The sequence below is a fragment of the Sphingobacteriales bacterium genome, from assembly GCA_016706405.1.
GTDB lineage: Bacteria > Bacteroidota > Bacteroidia > Chitinophagales > UBA2359 > BJ6.
This window is the reverse complement of the sequence record JADJJT010000003.1, coordinates 371,431-392,625: the sequence shown is the minus strand read 5'-3', so window position 1 is coordinate 392,625 and position 21,195 is coordinate 371,431. Positions and strand designations below refer to the sequence as shown.

At 40.6% G+C, this 21,195-nt stretch carries 17 protein-coding genes; 9 read left to right on the top strand and 8 right to left on the bottom strand.

Annotated features, from left to right (window positions below):
* Positions 1-15: 15 nt before the first annotated feature.
* Positions 16-162 carry a cbb3-type cytochrome oxidase assembly protein CcoS gene (gene ccoS / locus IPI59_13535; GenBank protein ID MBK7528539.1) on the bottom strand — a complete coding sequence of 49 codons (147 nt, stop codon included), beginning with the start codon at positions 160-162 and terminating at the stop codon, positions 16-18.
* Positions 163-533: 371 nt separating this feature from the next.
* On the opposite strand from ccoS, the gene IPI59_13530 reads away from it, so the two are divergent.
* From IPI59_13530 to IPI59_13520, 3 genes are all read left to right on the top strand, one after another.
* Positions 534-1,565, top strand: coding sequence for a putative sugar O-methyltransferase (locus IPI59_13530; GenBank protein ID MBK7528538.1), 1,032 nt, complete (start codon positions 534-536; stop codon positions 1,563-1,565).
* Between the two features lie 29 nt (positions 1,566-1,594).
* Positions 1,595-2,437, top strand: a complete 843-nt coding sequence (locus tag IPI59_13525; GenBank protein ID MBK7528537.1) for a hypothetical protein — start codon at positions 1,595-1,597, stop codon at positions 2,435-2,437.
* Between the two features lie 69 nt (positions 2,438-2,506).
* The gene (locus tag IPI59_13520; GenBank protein MBK7528536.1) at positions 2,507-3,175 is read left to right on the top strand and encodes a hypothetical protein; all 669 of its coding nucleotides are present in this window, start codon (positions 2,507-2,509) and stop codon (positions 3,173-3,175) included.
* Between the two features lie 25 nt (positions 3,176-3,200).
* Here IPI59_13520 and IPI59_13515 read toward each other — a convergent pair whose 3' ends face one another.
* Both IPI59_13515 and IPI59_13510 read right to left on the bottom strand, forming a co-directional pair.
* Positions 3,201-4,760 (bottom strand): FAD-binding protein, encoded by a 1,560-nt coding sequence (locus IPI59_13515; GenBank protein MBK7528535.1) that lies wholly within the window; start codon positions 4,758-4,760, stop codon positions 3,201-3,203.
* A 165-nt stretch (positions 4,761-4,925) separates the two neighbouring features.
* Complete coding sequence (locus IPI59_13510; protein MBK7528534.1) at positions 4,926-5,477, bottom strand: hypothetical protein; 552 nt, start codon at positions 5,475-5,477, stop codon at positions 4,926-4,928.
* Between the two features lie 249 nt (positions 5,478-5,726).
* Between IPI59_13510 and pdhA the strand changes: the two genes are divergently transcribed.
* From pdhA to IPI59_13485, 5 genes are all read left to right on the top strand, one after another.
* A complete protein-coding gene (gene pdhA, locus IPI59_13505) occupies positions 5,727-6,743 on the top strand; it encodes a pyruvate dehydrogenase (acetyl-transferring) E1 component subunit alpha (GenBank protein MBK7528533.1) in 1,017 nt (338 codons plus the stop codon).
* A gap of 103 nt (positions 6,744-6,846) precedes the next feature.
* Positions 6,847-7,602 carry a tetratricopeptide repeat protein gene (locus IPI59_13500; protein ID MBK7528532.1) on the top strand — a complete coding sequence of 252 codons (756 nt, stop codon included), beginning with the start codon at positions 6,847-6,849 and terminating at the stop codon, positions 7,600-7,602.
* 364 nt (positions 7,603-7,966) lie between these two features.
* On the top strand, positions 7,967-11,083 hold the full coding sequence (locus tag IPI59_13495; GenBank protein ID MBK7528531.1) for an efflux RND transporter permease subunit: 3,117 nt from the start codon (positions 7,967-7,969) through the stop codon (positions 11,081-11,083).
* A gap of 64 nt (positions 11,084-11,147) precedes the next feature.
* The gene (locus IPI59_13490; GenBank protein ID MBK7528530.1) at positions 11,148-11,783 is read left to right on the top strand and encodes a hypothetical protein; all 636 of its coding nucleotides are present in this window, start codon (positions 11,148-11,150) and stop codon (positions 11,781-11,783) included.
* A 21-nt stretch (positions 11,784-11,804) separates the two neighbouring features.
* Complete coding sequence (locus IPI59_13485) at positions 11,805-12,917, top strand: anhydro-N-acetylmuramic acid kinase (protein MBK7528529.1); 1,113 nt, start codon at positions 11,805-11,807, stop codon at positions 12,915-12,917.
* Positions 12,918-12,984: 67 nt separating this feature from the next.
* Here the strand turns inward: IPI59_13485 and ruvB are convergent, their stop codons facing one another.
* The 3 genes from ruvB to IPI59_13470 all read right to left on the bottom strand — a co-directional run bounded on the left by ruvB (position 12,985) and on the right by IPI59_13470 (position 15,996).
* Entirely contained in the window at positions 12,985-14,031 is a 1,047-nt protein-coding gene (gene ruvB, locus IPI59_13480; protein ID MBK7528528.1) for a Holliday junction branch migration DNA helicase RuvB, read from the bottom strand.
* A gap of 162 nt (positions 14,032-14,193) precedes the next feature.
* Entirely contained in the window at positions 14,194-15,435 is a 1,242-nt protein-coding gene (locus IPI59_13475; GenBank protein ID MBK7528527.1) for a hypothetical protein, read from the bottom strand.
* Positions 15,436-15,450: 15 nt separating this feature from the next.
* The gene (locus tag IPI59_13470) at positions 15,451-15,996 is read right to left on the bottom strand and encodes a DUF1599 domain-containing protein (protein ID MBK7528526.1); all 546 of its coding nucleotides are present in this window, start codon (positions 15,994-15,996) and stop codon (positions 15,451-15,453) included.
* 84 nt (positions 15,997-16,080) lie between these two features.
* Here IPI59_13470 and folP point away from each other — a divergent pair, with 84 nt between their 5' ends.
* On the top strand, positions 16,081-16,947 hold the full coding sequence (folP, locus tag IPI59_13465) for a dihydropteroate synthase (protein ID MBK7528525.1): 867 nt from the start codon (positions 16,081-16,083) through the stop codon (positions 16,945-16,947).
* A 49-nt stretch (positions 16,948-16,996) separates the two neighbouring features.
* Here folP and IPI59_13460 read toward each other — a convergent pair whose 3' ends face one another.
* Positions 16,997-18,166 carry a tetratricopeptide repeat protein gene (locus IPI59_13460; GenBank protein MBK7528524.1) on the bottom strand — a complete coding sequence of 390 codons (1,170 nt, stop codon included), beginning with the start codon at positions 18,164-18,166 and terminating at the stop codon, positions 16,997-16,999.
* Between the two features lie 168 nt (positions 18,167-18,334).
* Positions 18,335-21,106: a formate dehydrogenase subunit alpha gene (gene fdhF, locus IPI59_13455; protein MBK7528523.1), complete on the bottom strand. Its 2,772-nt coding sequence runs from the start codon at positions 21,104-21,106 to the stop codon at positions 18,335-18,337.
* Between the last annotated feature and the right edge of the window lie 89 nt (positions 21,107-21,195).

The window sequence follows — 21,195 nt, the reverse complement described above, 5'->3', positions numbered from 1 at the left end:
ATTAATTAAAAAAAATTAAATTGTATCCTCATCATTTAAAATTCGGACACTTGGCGAGTCTGTATCATCTAACTGCCCATTGCCAACTGCCCACAAAAAGGCTGCTAAAAAACCTCCGGCTAAACTCATGCTTGCTAAAAGCAAAATAACAAGAACGCTCATTTTTTTTTAAATAGACAGTATTAGTTACAAATATAAGTGCAAAGATGCTGTAATTAATGGGTGTGCAAAATGATGTTTCTCAGGGGGGATAATGATAAATGTCATGTTTTGGCCGGAACGATTAGACTTAAACATGGCAAGGAAACTTTCTTTTCTAATCACACACCAAGTCGCACGGCTTTAAGCTTATTTGCGCAAAGGTATATATTTTTTTGAAAGTAGAATGGCTCAAAAATTTGCCGCCTGTAAATAATTTTAAGCCCGTTCCTTGTCTTGTCTATTTTTGTAAAAAAACCAAAAAAATCATTTAAAAATAAATAAAAAGTGCTAATATTGCCATTTATTAATAATTATCATCAAACTTTAATTGCATGGAGCACTTAGATAAACTAATGGCGGCGTATAACTCTGCCCCTGCCGAATACCAAACTACAAGATACTGGGAGAAATACCACCAATTATTAGTAAATGAAATTAAAAAAGCAGACCTAACCCAATTTAGAAACGGCAGCTACCCACTTTTTGGCACTTTTGGCTTTACCGAAACAATATACCATTACCATCATTCTGTACCCAAATATAAAAAATGGCTTTTATCCTTAATAAGAAAACTATTTATCACAAACCGTTCAATTTTACCCTATTCGATTAATATAAATAATATTCGCGATATAGCATACCGAAATTGCTTGTTTTTAGGCGAACTTAACAACGCTGTTTCTATTGAAAACTTAGAAGTTTGCACTTACGGCAAGCCAAATGACTTGTTTACAATAAACGGCAAAGCTTATACCATGCAGTTTTTGGGATTTTATATACGGTATTGCTTTGCACAAAAGCATATCAAATTTTCCGGAAATGAAATATTGATTGAGTTGGGTTCCGGATCCGGACACCAAGTTGAAATATTAAAAAAAGCATACCCAAATTTAACTGTTCTTTGTTTTGATTTGCCTGCTCCCCTTTATCTCTGCGAGCATTATTTAACACAAGCACTCGGCGCAGCAAATATAGTATCATCAGAAAAAACCTTGGAAATGAAAAACCTCGATAATTTAGAAAAAGGTAAAGTTTATATGTTTAGTAGTTGGCAATTTCCTTTACTAAAAAACTTTAAAGCCGATGTTTTTTGGAACGCCGCAAGTTTTGGCGAAATGGAACCCGAAATTGTAAAAAATTATCTCAGTAGTGTATTAGGTAATGTAAACTGGATTTATTTGTTGCAAGCTCAAAAAGGAAAAGAAAGCCACAACACATCGGGTGTAGTAAAACCAACCACCTTTTACGACTATGACAATATGCTTAAAGGGTATACCTTAAAAGAAACCCACGATGCCTACCAAGCCCACAGGCGAATGGCAGAAACCGGTGGGTATTTTGAGGCAATATGGCAAAAGGAATAGCAATTGTTCATTAATAAAAATACCTCTATATGAAAAAATTATTTCTTATCTTACTATTGACTTTTAATGTTTTAACTATTACTAAAAGTCAAACCTTTGATTTAGGAGGCAGCCAAAATGATGCCGGAAGAGGACTTCTACTCCTTGGCTCAAACACTTATTTGCTAAATGCAAGTACAAAAAGTTTTGGCGAAGGCCAAGAAGATATATTACTTGTAAAAATGTTTTGGGGGAACACAATTTTTGCCAAAACCTATGGTACGGCTAACAAAAACGAATTCCTTCGCAACATAATAAAAACTGCAGACGGAGGCTACGCCGGAGTAGGCACTAGCGGATCCGGAAGCACCGAGGAGGATTTACTATTTGTTAAATGGAAACCCAATTTAGACCTTGATTTTGCCAAACTATACGGTACTAACACCACTCTTGAGAGAGGTTTTGACTTGCTCGAAAAACCCGACGGCAGTATTATTTTAGGTGGCTCAACAACGCATGGTATGGGCGCAAGGGATGTTTATTTATTAAATATAGATGCAACGGGTACAGTACTATGGAGTAATGTTTTTGGTACTACCCTCGATAATAGCTGTTTTGATATGGAATTTGCCGCCAACGGCAATATTATGATAACTGGAACTTATTATAACACTAAGCCCAAAAAGCCTGAGATATTATTTGCTGAAATAGATGCAACTAACGGTAATCTTATAACCGCAAAACTAATTGTCGGCAACGAGGAAGACCACGCCCGTACTCTGGTAAAAACACCAACTAATGAGTGGTATGTAGTAGGGCATACTACATCTTTCGGAGCGGGTGGGTTTGATGTATTTATTGCTAAGCTTAATAGTAGTGGCTATATTATTTGAGCAAGAGCTATTGGCGGTAATCATGACGATTTTGTTGAATCTATAACACTCGATAAAGAAAATAATTTATTGCTTAGTGGCAGAACTGCAACCTGTACCTCCGGAAGCTATTCAGACTTTTTTGATTTGTTCCTTCTTAGGGTAGCTTCTTATGGCACAATAATAAACAGTAGGCATTTGGGTAGTAATGGAGATGATAATTTGCCCTTTAGTTCAAAAAATAGCATTCTGGCCATAAGCTCAACAGGATTTATTTACACAGGTAGCTTGGGAAATGGGAATTTTGGGAACTCCGATATTTTATATGCGCACGAAAACTGGATATCGCCCTCGTGTATAAGTGCCCCTTGCGATTTCCTTGTTTCTGATGTAATAATACCAACTTCCAACATTAAGCCAACAACTACTACGCTTAATATCTCTTCTGATGTTTCTTTAATTGCAAATGACCTAGTTCTTCAAAAAAAGGATTTATGCGCGTTACCTATACCAGCAGAAAAAAATACCAATAAAACCTGGCACTTAACAAATCAAATAGTTAACAATGTTTTAGAAGTATCCGGAAAATATGATACACCTGCCATAAACTATACCATCATAAATGCCTATGGTGCCACAGTTCAGCAGGCGATTAATGCCAGCTTCAACATTAATATAACCCAATTGGCAAATGGCTATTATTGGATTGAATTACTCGATACAAATGGTAAAACCGTATTGCCATTCATAAAACAATAGAAAACTTGTTTGAAAATAAGCCTCGCTACAAGGCCATGCCAATAGCTTGCGCTACCCGTTGCCCATCCATTGCCGCCGATAAAATACCACCTGCATAACCCGCTCCTTCGCCGCAGGGGTAAAGCCCTGCAATTTGTGGGTGCTGCAAGGTTTGCGCCAGCCTTGGTAGGCGCACCGGCGAACTTGTGCGCGACTCGGGCGCCACAATTTGCCCCGCCTCGCTAAAATAACCGGGCATTTGTTTGCCAAAATGAACAAAAGCGGCTTGTAATCTTTTTACTATAAAATTAGGCATCAATTGATGTAATGGCGCTGCAAACACGTCTGGAATATACGAAGTATGGTTTAAAGTTGCCGATAAACGCCCCATAACAAAATCGGGGAGGCGTTGGCAAGGGGCTTGCTGGCTGCCGTTTCCAGAGGTAAACATTTTTTGCTCAACTGCCGCCTGAAAAGCTAAGGCCGCTAAGGCCCCGTGCTGCTGGTAATTTGCTAAATCGGCCAATTGTACCTCAACAGCAATACCCGAATTGGCATACGCCGAGTCGCGCCGCGACATGCTCATACCGTTCACTACTAATTCGCCGGGGGCAGTTGCGGCGGGCACTATTAAGCCTCCGGGGCACATACAAAACGAAAAAACACCTCGCCCCAAACTTTGACAGGTTAAATTATACGAGGCAGCGGGCAAATAATCGCCGCGCTGGGCTTGGTGGTACTGCAGCTCGTCAATTAATGCCTGCGGATGCTCTACGCGCACGCCCAAGGCAAAGGGTTTGGCTTCTAAGGCCACACTTAATGCCTGCAAGCGGTAAAACACATCTCGCGCCGAATGTCCGGTAGCTAAAATTACGGCATCGGCAAAAACCTCATCTTGGCCATTTACCACCACTCCTTTTATTTTGCCGTTTTGTATAATATAATCGTTCACCCAACTGTTAAAATGGACTTCGCCACCAAACACCTCAATAGTTGCCCGCATATTAGCTACAATTTTTGGCAATTTGTTTGAGCCGATATGAGGGTGCGCTTCTACCAAAATATCCGGATTTGCCCCATGCTCGACTAAAATTTTCAAACTTTTTTCAATACTGCCGCGCTTGGTCGAGCGGGTGTAAAGTTTCCCATCGCTGTAAGCACCTGCGCCGCCCTCGCCAAAACAATAATTTGAGTTTGGATTTACTATTGAAAACTGCTGAATAGCCCGTAAATCGCGGCGGCGCGCCTGAACATCTTTGCCGCGGTCAAAAATAATGGGCTTAAAACCCAGCGACAAAAGTTCGAGGGCAGCAAAATATCCGGCCGGGCCTGCGCCTACAATAATCACTTTTTTTGATTGCGCTGTTGCCATTTTGTAGGTGCTGCCAACAGCGGGCTGAATAACAAAAGGCTCGTTGATATAAACATCGGCCTGAAAAATATATTTTGCCCGATGCCTGCTGCGAGCGTCTAAACTTTTCCGGATAAAATGAACGTGCTTTACTTCCTCGTTTTTATATCCGGAGGCCTTAATGGCTAATTCTTTACATTCCATTTTATTGGCTGCCTGCGGGGGAGTAGCCTCAAAAATAACCCTTTTTATCATGGTTAATTTGCAAAAAGAGGTGCTAAAAATTGATATTGAACACCCAACTGCACATAGCGTTGAGGCATGGGTTTGGTGGCACTCAACTCGTAATATTGGTTTAACAGGTTATACAGTGCCAATTCGAAGGTAAAACTACGGTTTTTTACTGGCAACACATAACCGCTATACAAATGCAGTAAAAAAAACCGGCAAATGGTTGCTATGGTCGCTTGAAATATAACGTTTTGAGGTGTAGGGTACTTCAATTTGTATATACCAGTTTGGGGTTTGGTAGCGAATCCTTGCCTCTGTTTGAAAAACAGGCACGTAAATTTGTTGTTTGTACAACGAGGCATCGTTGGCAATACTACTTTTGGTCGTAAAGGTTTTTGTTGCCGAAAGGCTAAAAAATCCGGAAAAAACCCACCCTTTGCCCTGCTCGAAGCTGGATTCTAACCAAGCCATGCCCCCGTAATTGGCAACGCTTTTCACGTTTCGGGGCGACCATACGCCCTGTGGATTAGGTATCCATTGAATCCAATTATTAATTTGTCGGTAATAGGTTTTTGCCGAAACCTGCAAATGCAGTTTTGAGTTAATATTTAGCCTTTTATTTTGCCCTCTAAGTGCTAAACCCCAGCTTTTTTCGGGTTGCAACTGCGTGTTGCCGCCCGGTTGCCAGTATAAATCGTTAAAAGTGGGTCGTCTGTGGTTGGCATCGAACTGAAGATACAATTTGCCCAGCGTTGATAGTTTATACTAAAGGCAGGCAAAATTATTTGGTTTAGTTATATAAACCCCGCGCATAGCTACTCGGTTTCAGCTACACCACCCAATTGTCTTGTCAATTCAACAAATTACAATACTACTCAAAGGAAATTGATAATTTTCAATTTTTAATTCTTAATAAGTTACTAAAAAAGCCAAAACCTTCGTACCTTTGCCCACTATTTTAAACGCTTGCCATATTTTTAAATAAGTAGCATGGACCAATCGCCACCCTTCAATACAGATTTATACCCCCGCGAAACCTATTTGCGATGGTATGAGTCGATGTATTTGCAACGCGCCTTTGAAGACGTAACCCTTAAACTCTACAAAAACGAACAAAAAATCAGAGGATTTTGCCACGTTTATAATGGTCAAGAGGCTGTATCGAGTGGCATAATTTCGGCAACGCATAGCGACGACCCGATTATTACGGCCTATCGCGACCACGGATTAGCCTTGGCTAGGGGTGTTAGTGCTAAGTCTTGTATGGCCGAGTTGTTTGGCAAAACAACAGGCTGCGCCAAAGGGAAAGGTGGCTCAATGCACTTTTTTAGCAGTGAACACCATTTTTATGGCGGGCATGGCATTGTAGGTGCTCAAATTCCAATGGGTACAGGTTTAGGCTTTGCCCAAAAGTATAAAAATACAGGTAAAGTTTGCATCACTTTATTTGGAGACGGCGCTATACGACAAGGTGCTTTATACGAGTCGTGGAATATGGCCATGCTTTGGAAAATTCCGGTAGTATATGTTTGCGAAAATAATGGCTATGCTATGGGTACATCAGTGCAAAGGTCATCGAATGTTCGCGAACTATATACCATTGGTCAGGCCTTTGATATGCCCAGTTTTCAGGTAAACGGTATGCGCTGCGAAGATGTGCATGAAGCTATTTTAGAGGCTACCGAGCGCGCACGCGAAGGCCAAGGCCCTACTTTTTTAGAAATTAAAACTTACCGTTACCAAGGCCACTCGGTTAGCGACGCCGGAAAATACCGAACCCGCGAAGAGTTAGAAGCCTACCGCGAACTTGACCCCATTGAAACAACAGCTTCAACAATGTTGCAAAATAATTTAGCTACCGAAGACGAGTTGAAAGCCATCCGGAAAAAAATAAATGAGGAAATTGCAGCGGCGGTTGTCTTTGCCGAGGAATCACCATTCCCCAATCCGGAAGATATTTATGAAGACATGTACGAAGATAATTCGTATCCGTTTCTTAAAGACTAATCTTAACTAATCTGTCTTGTTCTTAATTCAAATATTAATAATTCAAAAATTACAAACAAAAAAACTTAATTAACCATAAGTATAAACATTAATTAAATTAATTATGGCTCGTACAATACCTAACAATAAATTAAAAAATAAAAATAACGATTCTACCCAAGAAGAATTGCAAAGCCAAAAACGGGAAAAAACTTTTTTAGACCAGGAATTCGATATTTCAACTCAATATTCGCGTGCAGAAAAGTTTTTTGAATTGTACAAAAAGCAAATCTTGATAGTTTTGGGCGTAGGTTTGACAATTTTAGCCTTGTATTTGGCGGTTAAAAACATTTACTTACCAAGCCAAGAACAGGCAGCAATGGAAGAGATGTACCCTGCACAGATTTATTTTGAAAAAGACAGTTTTAAACTTGCTTTGGAAGGCGACGGCGAAAATCCCGGATTTTTAGGTGTAATTGAGTCGAATAATGGTTGGACTAAAGCAGTCAATTTGGCCGAATATTATGCCGGAATTTGTTATCTCAATATGGGTCAATACGAAGATGCCATAAAATATTTAGGCAAGTTTAGCGGTAACGATGAAGTTGTTAGCTCAATGGCTTTGGGCGCTACCGGCGATGCTTATTTAGAGTTAGACAACCCCGCGAAAGCATTGCAATATTACAAAAGTGCAGCTAATAATAGCCGAAACGACTTCTCGACCCCCATGTATTTGCTAAAATCGGGCATTTTAATGGAGCGTCAAGGGGATAAATCGGGTGCTGCCTCTGCTTACAAACAAATTCGCGACCAATACCCCGACAGCCCCCAAGCCCGCGATGCCGATAAATACCTTTCGCGTGCCGAAGCTGGGCAATAATAATAAAAAAAATAAATAGGCAAATAGCTGCTCCTTTACAAAACGCAACAACTTCATTTGTTATGTTGTTGCGTTTTTTTATTGCCTGTTATTTTTCGTTTAAGGCTATGGGCACGCAATATAAATAACAACTTTGTTGCATTAAAAAATGCTTTTTTTAAACACAACCTATTAATTTTATAAGGTGCTACATCAACAAACAAATTACCTTTGTGTTTAGATAATATAATTTGCAAACAGTAATAAGATGGCAATAAATTTAACAACGCTTTAAGTGGGGCAAAATGACAGGTTCAAATAGTAAAATCTTCTCGCGTTGTTTTATTGATTTATATTGCCTTAAATCAAACCCAATACAAGCAATATGTTAAATGCACTCATAAGGTTTGCCCTTCAAAATAGGCTGTTGGTTTTAGCAATGGCTTGCTTGTTATTGGTGTATGGCGTGGTTACCATTATAAGCCTGCCCGTAGATGTATTACCCGACCTTAATCGTCCGCGTGTTACCATTTTTTTAGAAGCCAACGGCATGGCGCCCGAAGAGATTGAAACTCAAATAATAACGCCGGTTGAAGTAGCATTAAATGGCGCAACAGGCGTTGAAGATGTGCGCAGCAATGCTAGCATAGGTATAGGAATGGTATTTGTAGAATTTGACTGGGGAACCGATATTTACACCGCCCGACAATTAGTAAACGAAAAGCTGCAAACAGTACAACTGCCCTCCGGAATTACGCCTGTTATGGGGCCAATATCGTCTATCATGGGGCAAATAATGATGGTAGGCCTTTGGTCAGATACAATTAGCTCAACCGAGTTGCGCACTTTAGCCGATTTTACCATCCGGAGGAGACTTATGGCCATTAAAGGCGTATCGCAGGTTATACCTATTGGGGGCGAGCGTTTGCAATACCAGGTGCTCGTTTCGTCGGCAAGGCTTAAACAATTTAATATTACCGTTGATGATGTGGAAGCAGCCATCGGCTTAACCAACCAAAACACGACTGGTGGTTTTTACGATAGCTACGGCAGCGAGGTGCTAATACGCAATATTGCCCGCGCTACTAATATTGAAGATTTGCAAAATACCGTAGTTGCGAATAAAGATGGGCTTCCAGTACTATTGTCGCAAGTTGCCGATGTGGTTTTTGGTGGCGCAGTAAAACGCGGCGATGCCAGTATAAATACACATAAAGCAGTAATTTTAACTATCGAAAAACAGCCAAGTGCCAATACCGTTGAGCTTACCAACCAAATTGAAACCGCATTGGCCGAGTTAGAGCCCTCATTGCCGCAGGGGGTAAAACTTAACCCGTATATTTTTCAACAAAAATACTTCATTGAACACGCCATACACAATGTTGTCGAAGCCCTTCGCGATGGATTTATATTGGTAATTATTATTTTATTTTTATTTTTACTTAATCTTCGCACTACCGCTATTACGCTTACGGCCATTCCCTTGTCGTTAGTTATTACTGCTTTGGTTTTTAAATGGTTTAATATTTCAATCAATACCCTAACCTTGGGCGGTTTAGCCATTGCCATTGGCGAATTGGTTGACGATGCCATTGTTGACGTTGAAAATGTTTTCAGGCGATTGCGCGAAAATTACCAAGCGCCAAATCCCAAACCAGTATTGCAAGTGGTTTATCAGGCCAGTAGCGAGGTGCGCAACTCCATAGTTTACGCCACCATCATTGTAATATTAGTATTTATACCTTTATTTTATATGCAAGGCATCGAGGGGCGTATATTTATGCCTTTAGGTATTGCCTATATCACAGCTATTTTGGCCTCGTTAATAGTATCGTTAACAGTTACACCTGCTTTATGCTCGTATTTGTTGAACAAAAATATTATTAAAAGTCATACCTCTGATGGCTTTTTGGTAAGATGGCTTAAACGGCAAAATACTAAACTATTAAATTGGAGTTTAAACAGACCCAAGTTTATTTTAATTTTATCCGGATGTTTAATAGCGGCTGCCCTTGCAGTCATACCATTTTTTGGCTCCGAGTTTTTACCACCCTTCAACGAAGGCTCATTTACCATCAATGTAACTACACCATCGGGCACCTCTTTAGAAGAAAGCGACAAAATTGGCACTATGGCCGAAAAGCTAATGATGCGGGTTCCGGAAGTAGCCTTTGCAAGCCGCCGCACCGGACGAGCAGAGTTGGATGAACACGTTGAACCCGTTAGCAGCTCAGAAATAGATGTTAAACTCAACGATACTATTAACAACCGGAGTCGAGACGAAATCATAGCACATATTCGCAAAGAATTATCCGTTTTAAAAGGCATAACCATAAATGTAGGTCAGCCAATATCGCACCGTATTGACCATTTAATGTCGGGGGTGCGCGCGCAGGTAGCCATAAAATTGTTTGGCAACGACCTTACCGAACTTCGGCAAATAGCCAACCAAATAGCGCATACAATTACCCCCGTAACCGGCGTAACCGATGTGCAAGTTGAAAAACAGGTGTTAGTACCACAACTTTTAATTAAAGTAAACCGTGAAGCCCTAAAAAGATATGGCTTACAAGCCGGAAAAGTAGCTCAAGACCTCGAAATATTTTATAATGGCAAAGTGGTTGGGCAAATTTACGATGGGCAAAAACAGTTTGATGTACTGTTGCGCACCAACCAACAAGAGCGCACCAATATAGAAGCCGTCCGCAATACACTTATAGACGCACCATCCGGAAACCTAATTCCGTTACACCAAATTGCCGATATTGAATATACCAGCGCCATTAACAGTATCTCGCACGAAAACGCACAACGAAAAATTACAGTTAGTTGTAATGTGCAAGGTCGCGACTTAGGCAGCACAGTCGAGGACCTTAAAAGCCAGATAGCACAAAAGATTAATTTGCCACAAGGCTATTATTTACATTATGGCGGCCAATACGAACAGCAAAAAATGGCTTCAAAATTAATAATATGGATGGCTGTTTTTGCCGTAATTGGAATATTTATCGCACTTTATCATTATTTCAAATCGGTGCCCATCGTTTTGCAAATTATGTTTAATATTCCCTTGGCCTTGGTTGGAAGCGTGATAGCAGTAGTTTTAACAGGTGGCATTTTTTCAATAGCTACTTTGGTGGGTTTTATTACCTTAACCGGAATAGCCTCGCGCAATGGCATTATGAAGATATCGCACTATATTCACTTAATAGAAGAGGAGGGCGAAACCTTTGGCAAACAAATGATAATTAGGGGTTCGTTAGAGCGTTTGGTACCGGTTTTAATGACGGCGTTGGTGGCAGCTTTGGCTTTGGTGCCGCTGACTTTAGACCCCCATGCACCCGGAAAAGAAATATTATACCCCGTTGCAACCGTTATACTGGGGGGACTGTTATCGTCAACATTATTAGACATGTTTGTAACACCGGCAGTTTTTTACCTTTTTGGACAAAAAGGCTTAAACAGTTATTTTAAATCAAAATCAATGGCAAATGAAAAATAGCGTATCTTTGCCAACTGTTATTAAATAATTAGTTGCTGACCTTTTTACCATTCTATTAATTACCTTGCGTGAATATAAATTTTTAGCCGCTGTTCTGCTATCTGCTTTGATTGGGGTTGTAGTGGCCTGTTCAACAGGTGCTACCAACGGCAAAGATAAGCCAAGCAACAACCCGACAAACAATATTGTACCAGCCGAAAATCCGGAAAAACTGCTGTCGCGTAGCTTCTCCGGAAAATCTGTTTTGTTCGATATGCAAAAGGCTATCTCGTTTTCGAGCAAAACCAAGTCCGACCAATTTCATCTTAAAGTTCAAGGCGATAGTTTGGTAAATAGCTGGGCATGGGTAAGTATTGTCTCGTACAAAGGCGATACCCTATTTAAGCAAAGTTTTGAAACCATGCTGTTGGCTACCGTAGATACAAGTAAAAAACCTGAAAATCAAATGGAGGCCGAAACTCTGGTAAAAAAACAGTTAGAAATATTTTTTAATCCGGATAAATTTATAAAACCTGCAATTGCAACAACCGAAAAATATGCGCAAAATTATACGGCATATATAGATAAAAAATCGTGGAACGCCATTAAAAACAACCCCGAGGCAATAGGTTTTAAGTTTCAAACAGCAGCCAACCAAATAAAATACTTAGCTTACGAAAAAGATAGCAACAGGGCCTTGGTATATTATAGTGCCGATTAATTAAACTTTTCTATTTCAAACATGAAAAAATCATATTGCGCAGTTGGCCTAATGTCGGGAACTTCGTTAGATGGTGTAGATATGGTTTGCGCACAATTTACCTACCACAATACCGATAAAACATGGACCTACAAAATATTAAAAACCGGATATATTGCCTACCCAAAACAGTGGAAACGGCGCTTATCGTTATTAGTAAAAAAAAATGCTATTACCTACCATAAAACCCACACTTTTTACGGACATTACTTGGGCGAGCTAACTAATGAGTTTATAAAAAAAAATAATCTATCCGGAAAACTTGATTTTGTGGCACTACATGGCCACACCGTTTTTCATGACCCCCATGACTTAGTAACTTCTCAAATTGGCGATGGTGCGGCAGTGGCTTACCTTACCGGCGTGCCGGCAATATGCCAGTTTAGAACAAGCGATGTGGCTGCTCATGGGCAGGGCGCCCCCATTGTACCTATTACCGACCTGTATTTGTTTGCCCAGCATAGATTTTGCCTTAATTTGGGTGGAATTGCAAATATATCGGCAAAAACCGCCCCTCCTAAAGCCATTATTGGTTTTGATATTTGTGCAAACAATCTGGTACTAAATCATTTTGCGAATTATTTTGGCCAAGAATATGACAATGAAGGGCAAATTGCACAAGCGGGGCAAGTAAATTCCGGACTATTTGAAGAATTAAACCAACTGCCGTTTTATAAAAAAACTTATCCTAAATCGTTAGATGCCGGATGGGTTAAAACTGCGTTAATGCCAATTTTTGAACGCTACGCTCTTGAACCACAAGATGTATTGCGCACTTACGTTGAACATATAGCCTACCAAATTGGGCAAAGTATTAAAAACGTCAATAAAACCGAAGAAATAAAAGATAACACCAATAAAGCCATCACTATGTTGGTAACAGGTGGAGGTGCGCACAACTCTTTTTTAATGGAGCAAATTGCCAAACACAGCCCTGTTTCGGTTATTAAAGCCAGCAACGATATTATAAATTTTAAAGAGGCATTAGCAATAGCTTTTTGCGGAGTTTTGCGTGTTCGTGGTCAGGCCAACGCGCTGTCGGCTGTAACGGGGGCACACCGAGATACAGTAAATGGCTGTATTTACCATCCTTAGCGGTGGATGTTTTTGCAACTGAATAGGTTTTATCCGGATGTTTTGAGCTAACCGGGAACTCAACTCCTTAATCAATTATCGAATCGAATAAGGAGGCGTTGGTGTTTTGTATGGGAGGTATTTTGCCCACGTGTTTATAGGCTTTTTCGGTTGCTTCGCGGCCACGTGGTGTGCGTTTTAGGTAGCCTTCTTGCACTAAATAGGGTTCGTAAACCTCTTCGAGGGTGCCGGGCTCTTCGCCTACGGCCATTGCTACGGTGTTGATGCCTACTGGGCCGCCGCTAAATTTTTCGATGATGGTAAGTAAAATACGGTTATCCATTTCATCGAGGCCATTTTCGTCAACATGTAGTTGGTTAAGGGCAAAGCGGGCAATTTCAATATCAATACTGCCGTTTCCTTTAATTTGGGCAAAATCGCGCACACGCCTAAGCAGGGCATTGGCTATGCGCGGGGTACCGCGGCTGCGGCGGGCAATTTCGTAAGCCCCTTCGGGCGATATTGGTGTTTTTAAGATGGCCGCCGACCGCTCAATAATACCTTGCAATACACTGGCCGGATAATATTCGAGCCGGAAGGTAATGCCAAACCTCGACCGCATAGGCGATGACAATAACCCCGACCGAGTAGTAGCGCCAATTAACGTAAATGGGTTAAGGCTTAACTGAATACTGCGTGCCGAGGGACCGCTTTCAATCATAATGTCAATTTTAAAATCTTCCATAGCCGCATACAAGTACTCTTCTACGGTAATGCTCAAGCGATGAATTTCATCTATAAACAATACATCGTTTGGTTCGAGGTTGGTAAGCAAGCCTGCTAAATCGGCGGGCTTTTCTAAAACGGGGCCGCTGGTCAATTTTAAATTTACACCCAATTCGTTGGCTATAATATGCGAAAGGGTTGTTTTGCCTAATCCGGGGGGGCCATGCAACAAAACATGGTCAAGCGATTCGCTGCGCAAACTGGCCGCCTTAATAAACACTTCTAAATTTGTAAGTATATGGGGCTGGCCGGCAAAATCGTCTAATTGTTGTGGGCGTAAAGCTTTTTCTATTGTTTGCTCGGCCTCGCTTAAATGCAATTTGTCGGATTTTAGATTTGGGTTGCGCATTGTTAGTGAAATGTGAGATGTGAGATGTGAGATGTGGTTAGTATATTGGGTATTTTTATCCGGAAAAAACTGTAAAAATGGGAGGTCGTTCTTGCGTTTAAAATTTTAAAACTTGGCTAACATCCCTATTTTATCCATCCTGCTTTGCTTTGCTTAAACAATTTACGGAATATTGAAAGCTTTTTTGATTTCACTGAATTCCGGAAGGTGTTCGCCGTGATATTCGGCTATAATTACAGGCCCTTTCATTAGAACCACTCCCGGATTTGAGCGAATCCATGTTTTAATTGGGGTGGCATCTAACAAATAAAATGGGTATTGATTGTTTACCAATTTCTCGGCATCTTCAATTGGCGATGAAGTAATGCCGTTAACCGGAAGTCCGGCTTTTTGGGCATCGGCTAATATACGATTAACTTCTGGAAATCCCTTGTTGCTAATTTTATCAATATTATAAGTACAAACAAAAAAATGATATCCGGGCAATTGCAGTAAAGAGTCGGCTACATCTTCGCCATCTGTATTTTGCACTATAAAATCTTTAATTAAGGGTTGTTCTGGCTCGCGTATTACCTCTTGTCGTGTTTTTTCGTTTACCATAGTCCAGTTTTTGTCTTCCCATATTCTACTTTTTGTGTATTCGTTGCCTTCCATTTCTTTGGTTTCTCCGGTCGAAGCATTTTTAAGGGTATAATAAATTTTAACAAGGCCTTCATCTAAGCCTTCCATAGATTTGCCTTTCAGTAAATCGGTGCCAACTTTGTAAGCCCTAAAATCAATTATAGGTTCGTTGTAGTAGTTGCTCATGGTAAAAAAGTAGGTGCCAACGGTAAGCAGTAGCAACAAAAACAAGGCTGCTTTATTGTTAAATAATGGCTTAATATGGTTGGCAAAAAACAGCAAAGCTACCAGCATAATGGTTAGCACAACATCTTTTAAAAACGAAACATAAGGTTTAAGTTTTACAAAATCGCCAAAACATCCGCAATCAGTTACTTTGCCTGTTAAATGCGAAAATCCGGTTAAAAAGGTAAAGAAAACAATGATGGCTACATATAAAAAAAGAGTTATCCGGCGCAAGGTTCCAAATATAAGCGAAATGCCCAAGGCAATTTCTAATACAATCATAAACACCGAAATAGCCAAAGCATAATGGTTACACCAATTCCAAAGCCCAGATAAAAAGGGCATATAATCGGTAAAAATGGTAAAGTAGTCTTCCATTTTAATAGCCGTACCCACTGGGTCAATAGCTTTTACTGCCCCAGAAAAGATAAAAAACGTACCTAAAAAATTTCGCAAATAGGCAACTCCAATATTTTGTTTCCTGTTAATAAGTAACGTAATTATTGTTACCCCAATTGTAATTACTGCAATTAAACCAAAAAGTGTGTAAACATTCATGCTGTAGGTATAATATTAAGTATTGTTTTTATTTAATAAAATGAGGCCAAAAACGGCATAGTTTAAAATATCTAAATATCCGGATTCAACTCCTTCTGAAGCTATTGTTTGCCCGCTGTTGTCTTCAATTTGTTTAATCCGGTATAATTTCATTAAAATTAAATCGGTAAACGAGCTAATGCGCATACTTCGCCAAGCATCTCCATAGTCGTGATTTTTTGCTTCAAGTAGTTGAACTGCGTGGTTTACCTGTGCATCGTAAAGTTGTAGAGCTTGTGGCGTAGTTAGTTGAAGTGGTAAATCGGCAGGCGCATTTACCTGCACCAAAGCCATAATGCAGTAATTAACAATAGCGGTAAATTCTTGTTCAATACCCTCGTTAATTTTTGCGTTTCCTTTTTCTTGAATGGTTCTAATGCGTTGGGCTTTTATAAACAGTTGGTCGGTTAATGAAGAGGGGCGTAAAATGCGCCATGCCGAGCCGTAATCGGCAGATTTTTTGGTAAAAACATGCCGGCATTGGTCAATGGCGGCCTTAAATTCGGCAAGAGTATTGTGCATGGGTGTTGCGCGAAGGCAAAATTTGTATCTTTCCGCAAAGATACGATGATAAACTTGTTAAAACTAAATATTTAGTTGCAAAAAATGGTTAATATTCCGTTAATAAACTTTAATCCGAGTATAAATTGCCGAGGTCAATTTTTGGATTTGCAGCATCCGGTTGTGATGGGTATTTTAAACACTACGCCCGACTCGTTTTATCTGGCAAGTAGGGTACAACAAAAAGATGCCATCTTATATGCCGCCCAAAAAATGGTATCGCAAGGCGCACGTATTTTAGATATTGGCGGCATTTCTACAAGACCTGGTGCCAAAATAGTTAAGGAGGAGGAAGAATTGCGGCGCGTATTACCTGCTGTTGTGTTGGTACGTCAATATTTTCCGGATATTATTATTTCAGTTGATACTTTTCGAGCTAAAATAGCACAAGCAGTTTTGCAAGCAGGGGCACATATCATAAACGATATATCAGCCGGAAATCTTGACCCAGACCTGCTTCCACTAATAGCGCAATGGCCAAATGTTCCGTATATTTTAATGCATATGCAGGGAACACCACAAAATATGCAGCAAAACCCTTTTTATGATGATGTTGTAGCTGAGGTGGCTAGGTTTTTTTGTCAAAAAATTACCGAATTGCACCAATTAGGCGTTTACGACATTATTATTGACCCGGGATTTGGCTTTGGCAAAACCTTACAACACAATTATACTTTATTGAAACATTTACACAGTTTAATTCAAATAACACAAGGAAAACCCTTGCTGGCTGGTGTTTCGCGTAAAAGTATGGTAACACGTTTGCTAAAAATTTCACCTCAACAAGCCTTAAACGGAACTACCGCACTGCACATTTTAGCTCTGCAAGCGGGGGCTTCCATCTTGCGCGTACACGATGTTAAGCCCGCTATGCAGGCAATTGCCATTTTTGAAGCATGGCAACAAGGGTAAAACAAATTAATGAAGAAACCGCTGCAATAATCAAACTTAGTTCAACTATTTATCGGCAAAGTTCTTTTAAATCTTGGGCAGCGCGGGCTACGTTTAATTGCGAAGCTTTTTCAATATCATTGCAGCCTTTATAAGTTTGGTTCAGGCTGTAATAAGCCAAACCACGGTAATAATAAGCAAGGCCGTCATCGGGCTGAAGCTCTAAAATATAACTAAAATCGTTTACGGCTTCATCGTAGCGGTTTAGCATACATTTGGCTACACCGCGCCCTTTAATAGCGGGGGTAAAATAATTTTTAAGGTCAAGGGCGGCGTTATAATCCTCAATTGCCGACTCGTAGTCGTTGATATAAGTTTTGGCAGTAGCCCGGCCTTGGTAAGCATTAATATAGTCGGGTTTAAGTTGTACACTGTGCGAGTAGGCCATTATGGCATCTTTAAATTTAGCTAATTTTAAGTAGGTAACCCCCAAATTGTAGTAAACTACTGGGTCTTTTTGGTCAAATTTTACTATGGCTTTGTAATCTTTAATGGCTTTTTTGGTTTCGCCTACCTCTGCGTAGCAGTTGGCACGCAGTTGTAACAGTTCTTTATTGTGTTTATCGGCTTTTATACATTTGTTTAACAAATCAATTGCGGTTTTATAGTCCTTGGCGGCAACCTTTAAAATAGCCTGATTGTAAAAATACTTAATATCTTCTTTCATTTTAAAAGATAAATTAGCGTTTGGCGGAGCACCGGCATTGGCTTTGGCCGAGCCAGACTGGGTATCGTATAAACTGCTGAGGTCTAATTTTAGGGTTTCACCATTTTTTGAGGCCGAACTTTTGCGCACAATAGTATTGTTTTCCGGAAGTGGCGGATGCTCTAAATCGGTATTGCTCGTAATATTGTTAGATGAATTGGTTGGCTCAAGTATTGGAGTATTATCGTTTTCAGCTGAGTTTAGATTGCCGTTTGCATTGGTATTATTTCCGGAATTGTTCGTAGCCGGTGCGGTTTCTTCTTCGAACATTTCAAATCCGGATGGATTTTGCAAAACACCACTGTTTTCTTCTTCGTTAGTTTGTTTAATAATAATTTGCGTTGGGGTTTCTTCGGTGTCGTTTCTCGATTTTTTTTTCTTTTTGGCCGGTTTCAATCCGCCAATTTGTGCCTGGGCGGGCAGCACCAAACAGAAAATTAGTAAAAGAAAACAAATTTTTATGATGGCTCTCATAGTGTTAAATGAGTTATTTGCTGGTTATAATTTTATTAATCGTTAAACGTTACAATGTGCTGATTTATTATTACTTAACAGTTTAAAGTAAACTTTGTTGGCACTGTTTTCTTGTATTCGCGCCCTTGAATTGTTTTGCCCCATCGCTAACTATTGAAAAAAAACTTGTTATGTTGTTAATTTGCTGATTTTACAAGCTACTACTTTAAACTCGGGACACATTGTTTCGCTGTCGCTTATATTGCTGGTAATGCGGTTAAGCATAACTTCCGGAAAATGGAAAGTAGAGCTAAGTATTCCTGGCAATACTTCATCGGTAATTTTGGCCTTTACAATCACGTGTCCGCGCGGACTTTCTACGTACACTTTATCGCCCATCTCAATATTATAAGCTGCCGCATCAATTGGGTGTATCATTAGTACATCTTGGCCTAAAATTTCTACGTTTTTAGTGCGGCGTGTCATGGTTCCGGCGTTATAATGTTCTAATTCCCGGTTAGTGGTAATAATAAAGGGGTAGTCGTCGGCAAAATGTTGTAGTTCTTCGCTTTCGCGCCAATGCTGGTAATGAAAAACACCTTTGCCCAATTTAAATTCTTCGGTGTGGAGCACTTCGGTTTCAGTGCCATCGGGTTTAACAGGCCATTGAAGCCCTGCATTACCCAAACGTTCCCAGGTAACACCTGCAAAAAATGGCACTATTCTCGACACTTCTTCCAATACCATTTCGGGGTTGTAATCGGGTTGGTCAAATCCCATTCGGCGCATTACCTCTACAATTATTTGGCCGTCTGGTTTTGTGCCAGGTAATGGGTCAACTACGGCTTGCACCCGTTGGATTCGGCGTTCGCCATTGGTAAACGTCCCCGATTTTTCAAGAAACGAGGTTGCTGGCAATACAACCGTAGCCCATTTACAGGTTTCGGTCATAAAAATTTCCTGAATTACTAACAAGTCTAATTGCTCAAGGGCATTAATTACGTGGCAGGTGTTGGGGTCGGTTTGAGCAATATCTTCGCCCATTAACCACATGCCTTTTAATTTGCCCATGATAGATGCCATAAACATTTCCGGAATTTTTAAACCTTTGCCTAACGGCACTTTTGTGCCATAATGCAATTCGTATTTTTTATTTATTTCCGGATTATAAGCATCTAAATAGCCCGCTCCTTGATGCGGTTGGCAGCCCATATCGGCAGCGCCCTGTACGTTATTTTGTCCTCGCAAGGGGTTTACACCCACTCCTCGGCGACCAATATTGCCAGTTATCATGGCAAGGTCGGCAATTTGCATTACAGTAAAAGTACCTTGCGAGTGCTCGGTAACGCCTAACCCATGAAAACTCATTGCATTGGGGGCGGTGGCGTAGGCAATAGCGGCCTCGCGAACTAAATCTTTGTCAACTCCAGTAATATTGGCTAATTCGTTAATATCTAAGGTTAAAATTTGATTTTTCATTTCTTCATAGCCAACGGTTCGGTTTTTTATAAAGTTTTCATCTTCTAAGCCTTCGGCAACAATATAATAAAGCAACATATTTAGCAGCGCCACATTGGTGCCGGGTTTAAGTTGCAAATGGTAAGTGGCATATTTGGCAAGCTCGGTGCGGCGTGGGTCAATCACAATGGTAGTATTACCTTTCATGGCAAACTGTTTCATTTTGGCACCGGTAACGGGGTGGGCATCGGTGGGGTTGGCACCAACAACCATAATACAATTGGTGTATTGAAGGTCAATTATTGAGTTTGTGGCCGCCCCAGTTCCATAAGTTCGTTGCATACCCATAGCAGTGGGCGAGTGGCATACCCGCGCACAACAGTCAATATTGTTAGTGCCAATTACCGCCCTTGCCAATTTTTGCATGAGGTAATTTTCTTCGTTAGTGCCACGTGCCGATGAGATAAAGCCAATAGCATCAGCACCATGATTGGCAATAATTTCTTTTAATTTGAAGGCAATAAAATCTAAGGCTTCGTCCCACGAAGCGGGTTCTAAAACACCATTTTTCCGGATATAAGGCGTGCGCAGCCTTTCCGGATGATTGTAAAACGAGAAAGCGAATCGGCCTTTTAAGCAAGTGTGGCCGCTGTTTACAGGTGCATCATAAGGGGCTTGTATGCTTTTAACTTTGTTGTTTATTGTTGCTACCTCTAAATTGCAGCCTACTCCGCAATAAGTACAAACGGTGCGGGTTTTTTGTACACCCACTACCGATTTGCTTTCAAAAACATCGCTAATGGCCGAAGTTGGGCAAGCTTGTGCGCACGCACCACAGCTAACGCAATCGCTTTCAAAAAACGACACGTCCGAGCCTTTGATGATGCGGTTATCGAAACCGCGCCCGGCCATGCTTAAAACAAATTGCCCTTGCACTTCGTCGCAGGCGCGTACACATCGATAGCAACTGATACATTTGCTCATGTCAGAGGTCATGTAGGGGTGCGAGAGGTCTTTTTTGCGGTCTAAATGATTCTTTCCTTCCGGATACCTAACATCGCGGATGCCCACTTTGGCGGCTACGCTTTGTAATTCGCAATTATTATTTACTTCGCAGGTAAGGCAATCGAGCGGATGGTCGGTTAAAACCAATTCAATTATATTTTTGCGCAATTTTAACACGCTGTCGCTAGATGTATATATGTACGAGCCTGGTATAACAGGTGTATGGCATGAGGCCTGGGTTTTAACGGGGCCATTTGCAGTCAGTGCCACTTCAACACTACACACCCGGCAAGCACCAAATGGCTCAAGATTAGGTGCATCGCAAAGGGTGGGCACTAATTCGTTGCCCAAATTGCGGCGCACAAAAGATAGAATAGTTTCGCCCTCGTAGATTGGAAACAACCGACCATCAATATAAGCGTTTTTAGTGGCTGTTTCTTGGCTTTTGGTGTTGGTTTGTATGTTGTCGTTGGTTTTATCGCGTAAAATGTGTTTCATGTTTTTTTAAACAAGGGATTAATTTGTAGTGAGTAAATTTGCCAAGTTGAGTTTGACTTTTATATTTTGCACTTATAAAATACGTATCA